The organism is Dietzia sp. HMSC21D01 (genome assembly GCF_001815995.1).
Taxonomy (GTDB): domain Bacteria; phylum Actinomycetota; class Actinomycetes; order Mycobacteriales; family Mycobacteriaceae; genus Dietzia; species Dietzia cinnamea.
In genome coordinates this window covers 1-4,344 of sequence record NZ_KV823864.1, presented here as the reverse complement: position 1 = coordinate 4,344, position 4,344 = coordinate 1, and the positions used below count along the sequence as shown (strand labels likewise).

General features: G+C 65.0%; 7 protein-coding genes. 3 read left to right on the top strand and 4 right to left on the bottom strand.

What is annotated here, in order from left to right:
* Positions 1–400 precede the first annotated feature (400 nt).
* Positions 401–739, top strand: a complete 339-nt coding sequence (locus tag HMPREF3086_RS06670; RefSeq protein WP_070720896.1) for a hypothetical protein — start codon at positions 401–403, stop codon at positions 737–739.
* A gap of 66 nt (positions 740–805) precedes the next feature.
* Positions 806–1,543 carry an SOS response-associated peptidase gene (locus HMPREF3086_RS06665; protein ID WP_070720893.1) on the top strand — a complete coding sequence of 246 codons (738 nt, stop codon included), beginning with the start codon at positions 806–808 and terminating at the stop codon, positions 1,541–1,543.
* 275 nt (positions 1,544–1,818) lie between these two features.
* On the opposite strand, the gene HMPREF3086_RS19905 is transcribed toward HMPREF3086_RS06665, so the two are convergent.
* The 4 genes from HMPREF3086_RS19905 to HMPREF3086_RS06650 all read right to left on the bottom strand — a co-directional run bounded on the left by HMPREF3086_RS19905 (position 1,819) and on the right by HMPREF3086_RS06650 (position 2,918).
* Positions 1,819–2,046 carry a hypothetical protein gene (locus HMPREF3086_RS19905; protein WP_239550817.1) on the bottom strand — a complete coding sequence of 76 codons (228 nt, stop codon included), beginning with the start codon at positions 2,044–2,046 and terminating at the stop codon, positions 1,819–1,821.
* Between the two features lie 170 nt (positions 2,047–2,216).
* A complete protein-coding gene (locus HMPREF3086_RS06655) occupies positions 2,217–2,405 on the bottom strand; it encodes a hypothetical protein (RefSeq protein ID WP_141764021.1) in 189 nt (62 codons plus the stop codon).
* Between the two features lie 55 nt (positions 2,406–2,460).
* Positions 2,461–2,622 (bottom strand): hypothetical protein, encoded by a 162-nt coding sequence (locus HMPREF3086_RS18930; protein ID WP_168169065.1) that lies wholly within the window; start codon positions 2,620–2,622, stop codon positions 2,461–2,463.
* Between the two features lie 77 nt (positions 2,623–2,699).
* Positions 2,700–2,918, bottom strand: a complete 219-nt coding sequence (locus HMPREF3086_RS06650; protein WP_070720886.1) for a hypothetical protein — start codon at positions 2,916–2,918, stop codon at positions 2,700–2,702.
* Between the two features lie 824 nt (positions 2,919–3,742).
* Here HMPREF3086_RS06650 and HMPREF3086_RS18475 point away from each other — a divergent pair.
* A complete protein-coding gene (locus HMPREF3086_RS18475) occupies positions 3,743–4,327 on the top strand; it encodes a uracil-DNA glycosylase family protein (RefSeq protein ID WP_141764020.1) in 585 nt (194 codons plus the stop codon).
* The last annotated feature ends 17 nt before the right edge of the window (positions 4,328–4,344 follow it).

Here is a 4,344-nt window from a genome sequence, read left to right as displayed (position 1 = left end):
CGTGATGGTACGGAAGATCAGGGCGAAGCTGGACGTGAGAAGCGACGGGCACCGTTGAGTCAGCTTCTGTGCTCTAGCAACAGGCTACGTCGCTGCCCGGTTCGTTTGCGCCCGTTCGCATCGCTGCTAGGGCGCAGAACGTCCAATACGTCGACCTGGTCGTACTGCGCTGCATCGCTCCCGGGGATTGTCCGACCTTCTCGATACCGTCCTATAGGAAGGCGAAGCCGTCTGACCGGTGGCCTGCAACCGTGCGGTAACGGGGCCGCCTGCGAGCGAGGTTGGAGGGGGTTTACGGCTACGACGTCGAGCGCCCACCACGTCGACTTTGAACCTGTGCAGCTCTAGACGCCGGAGCCGATGTATCTACCGATCACGTACCCACTGCCTTGGAGGGGCCATGAACACCATCGTCATCAAGGCCGGGGAGCCGATAAGCATCGACGTCGACGGCGACACCCTCACCTGGCTGCACGAGGATGTCCGAACCAAGCAGGGGTGCGTCGATGTCATCGACACCAAAACCCACCCGGTCACCAGGTGGGAGCCCCTCGACATCGAGGGCACGCTCACGTGCTCGCAGTGCGGGCTGCAGGGCTCGATTCACAGCGGAAAGTGGCTCCGCGTCTTCAAGCGAAAACCAGGCCAGACAGTGGCCGAGGGATACGCGGCGTGGAGACGGTACTCCAAGCGAGCCGCAGAGCGGATCAGGAAGGAAGAAGAGGAGGGGAAGCGGTGAAGAAGGGGGATTAGCCTCGACAAGCTGGTCAAAGTCCGTACGAGTGGTGACTGCTACCGTCTCGGCATGTGTGGTCGGTACTCGGTGGCAATCTCCGGCACCGCCTTGGTCAGTGTCCTCGACCTGGACAGTGCAGAGCCAAGCTTCGAGTGGTCGCCGACCTACTCGGTGGCCCCTCGCACGCGGGCGCCGGTGATCCGCGATCGCCTGATCCGCGATCGCCTGATCGGCGATCAGCGAGTTCGGGAAGCGTTCCTGCCCACGTGGGGGCTGCGGCCGTCGTGGGCCAAGGAGAAGGGTCCGCGACCGATCAATGCCCGTCTCGAGACTGCCGCCACGAACGGCATGTTCCGCTCGGCGTTCGCCTCGGCACGTGCCGTCGTCCCGATGACCGGCTATTTCGAGTGGCAGGAGTCCGTCGAGGCCGGCAAGAAGGTCAAGAACCCGAGCTATGTCCACGGCCCCGACGACGAGCTCCTGCTCGCCGCCGGCCTGCTGGCTTTCCACCGGGAGGGCGAGGACGCCGACTGGCGGACGACGTTCACCATCATCACCCGCACTGGTGAGGACGCGGCCGGCGAGGTGCACGATCGGATGCCGGTCTTTCTGACCCCGGCCGCGTGGGACACCTGGCTCGCCCCGGGGAAGATCAACAAGGACCAGGCCGGCGATCTGCTCGACCTCCTCGATGTCGAGTCCCGATCGGTCGCAGCAACTTTGCGAACCAGGCCAGTGTCGCGGGCAGTCAACAACGTCCGCACTCTCGATCGGTATGACAGTCGGCTAATTGACCCGGTCAGATAGGGCGGACCGTCAGCGTCCGGTCGGGGGAGGCCGTCGGGTCTGTCGACTACGGTCGCGGTCTATGAGTGCTGTTGAGGATCGGCCCGGCTATTGCCCGAACGGGCACGCTTTCGGCCCGGACAGTGTTCTGGTGGGCTGGCGTCCGCCCCCGGTCGGGCAGGTGGGGCCGGGTTCTCGGACGTACGAGTGCCTGGCGTGCGAGGCGATCATGGACTGGACGCCCACGCTGTCTCCGATATAGACCCGCCCGTAGCGGGGATCTCCAACTTCGCCGGTCAGTCAAGGTCGCGGGCGGCGATGAGGCTGGCGATGAAATCGGCGACTCGGACGGCTTCGGCGTCGGTGAGGTCGTAGGCGATGCCCGCGACGAGCGTGCGCGAGGGCCCGAGGGGTTGCAGGCCGAGGCTCACTCGAGTGGCGGCCGATAGGGCTGCACGGTCGGCGATGTGCGCGGCGGTGCAGCCCAGAGCGCCTGCGATGGCGGCGAGCTGCTGCCGGTTCATGGTCGGCGGGTGGGCCGGCCGGCCTCGGGCGGCGGGGACCTGGCCCCTCTCCCAGATGCTTATCTGGCTCCCGCTGACGCCGGCGGCGAGCCCAAGCTTGAGCTGGGTAAGTCCGGTTTCGTGACGTACGGTGCGGATGGCTCGACCCAGCGATCGTGCTTCGTCTGGGGTCATCGTGTCCCCTCCCCCGCCGCGTCGTCCCAGACCTCGGCTACGACCGACCAGTGCCCGTCCTCGTGGGCGGTCGACACCACGGACACCGCGGCCCCGCCATCGTGGTGGAGGTCGCGCAGGCGGCAGTCGAGGTCGATGTGAGCGTGCAACTCACTGGGGCCGGTGCCGACGATGTACACAGTCAACGGCGCTCCCTGCCACAACAGGAAGCGCCGTCGCGAGCGGGTGCCAGAGGGCCTGTCAGAGCCAGCCCGCGGCCTGCTGCTCGGCGATGAAGCCTGGAATCCACCAAGCGTCTCCCATGCCATTGGCCTGGAGGACGGCGAGGTTGTTGCGGTTCAAGGTCTGCATCGAGCCCTGAAAGCCTGGGATCGAGTTGAGGAACTGGGTAACGGCGTCCATGACCTGCCCTTTTCAGTGAACAACGACGGGGGCCGGTTAACAGTCCGCCCATGCAAACGGGGGATCTAACTCCTGGGTCATCCCTCGACGTGGCTGACGACGGTTTCGATAAGCCGAGCCACTGTGTCGCGGTCGATGTGGTCGCGGTCGATCGGGCGGCCCAGATCGCGTTCGATGCTCGCGAGGTAGACGTCTACACAGTCCGAAATCTGCTCCCGGTCGATGACCGCGTCGGTGCGGTCGATCACGACGCTGCGGACCTCGACCTCGGCTTGGGCCTGCGTCAACGTGGTCATGCCTTCTTCTTCGGGCCGGCGGTAAGGGAGTCGCGGCGTTTGGTCTCTCGACGCAAGGCGCGGCCCTGCTCGAGGAGGATCTCGAACAGCTCGTCGGTGGGGGCTTCGGCGCTGGCGCGGGTAAGGGTCTGGGCGGTCGCGGCGAATCGGCGGCGGTAGGCGGCGTCGGGACGTCGGCGGCGAGAGTTCGCAGTCCGACTGCCGGGGTGCCAAGGAGCGTGACGACCTGGAGTGCGTCGGTGAAGAGTCGGCCGTGGCGGCCCGCCATGCGGCCGGCGATGGAGAGGGCGGCCAGGACTTATTTCGACCATCACGCCGCGTACCCCCCTCGGGTCCCCAGAGGAACCCGGCAAGCTTGAAACACATTCGTACTACCGTCGCGACGACGGCATGCTCGACCGAGTAAGTAGCTGGACAGGATTTGTCCAGATTTTGTCTGCGGACCGCAATGACTGGGTGCACGTTTCGAACGCCGACTTCGCCAGGCTGACCCTTCAGATGGGGCTCGACTGGTACACAATCGCCGAGTTAGACCTCCCCTAAGGGACGCATTCGTAGCCCACTCCGCGCCTCAGAACTTCTCGCCGATAATGTCGATTAGGTCGCGCCGTTTGACGGCGTGCCATCTTCTCTCCGTAGCGCTGTTCCATCACCACGCCGTTTTCGTAAGACCGTGGATCAGCGCGCGACTGTCGCTCGCCGCAAGATGGGACCACACTCAAACTCGATCACCGACTTCAACATTAACTAGCTCCGGGGCACTACTCTGGGGCCTCCGCAGCAACCCAGACCGTGCCGTCCGCGCCCTGCGCGAGGAGGACCGTGTGCCGAGCTTGTCCGCCCCTTCGTACCGTGATCGCCAATGGGCAGAGCGGTTCGATGGTCCCACCGAAGACGTCAACGTGTTCATTGATGGCCTCAACCGCCGCCACCTTTCGCACGGCGTGGTCCCCTACATCGCGCCGATTCACGGTGGCCTCAATGCCCGCGTGTTGGGGCTACTGTCGTCGCCTCCCGACAACGTCACCGGTGCCGGAGGCACCAAAATGCTGTCTGTAGAAAATGACGATGAGGCTGCGCGTTTCGTCGCCGGACAACTCAAGTCGAGCGGTATCGCCTACGCCGATTACTTGCCGTGGAATGCCTACCCCTGGTCACTGGGCAACGGTCGAGCCGACCTGACCCAGGACCAGGTGCACCTAGGAGCGGACATCTTGGCCGAGCTGATGGCACACATGCCTCACCTGAAAGTCGTGATCGAGCTCGGAAAAGGCGCACCGATGCAGGTCCACATAAGGGCTCGGCGCACCCATCCTGAGCTCCGAGCCCGCGGAATCACACGCATCGAAACGTACAGCCCAGGGCCCGGCGGGTTGTTCGGGGCGCGCAGTGAAGCGCCCCGGGTTTGATGGAGACATCGATTACC

Coding starts and splice junctions, on each gene's coding strand:
- HMPREF3086_RS06670 (WP_070720896.1), top strand. CDS start 401: ATGAACACCATCGTCATCAAGGCCGGGGAGCCGATAAGCATCGACGTC.
- HMPREF3086_RS06665 (WP_070720893.1), top strand. CDS start 806: ATGTGTGGTCGGTACTCGGTGGCAATCTCCGGCACCGCCTTGGTCAGT.
- HMPREF3086_RS19905 (WP_239550817.1), bottom strand. CDS start 2,046: ATGAACCGGCAGCAGCTCGCCGCCATCGCAGGCGCTCTGGGCTGCACC.
- HMPREF3086_RS18930 (WP_168169065.1), bottom strand. CDS start 2,622: ATGGACGCCGTTACCCAGTTCCTCAACTCGATCCCAGGCTTTCAGGGC.
- HMPREF3086_RS06650 (WP_070720886.1), bottom strand. CDS start 2,918: ATGACCACGTTGACGCAGGCCCAAGCCGAGGTCGAGGTCCGCAGCGTC.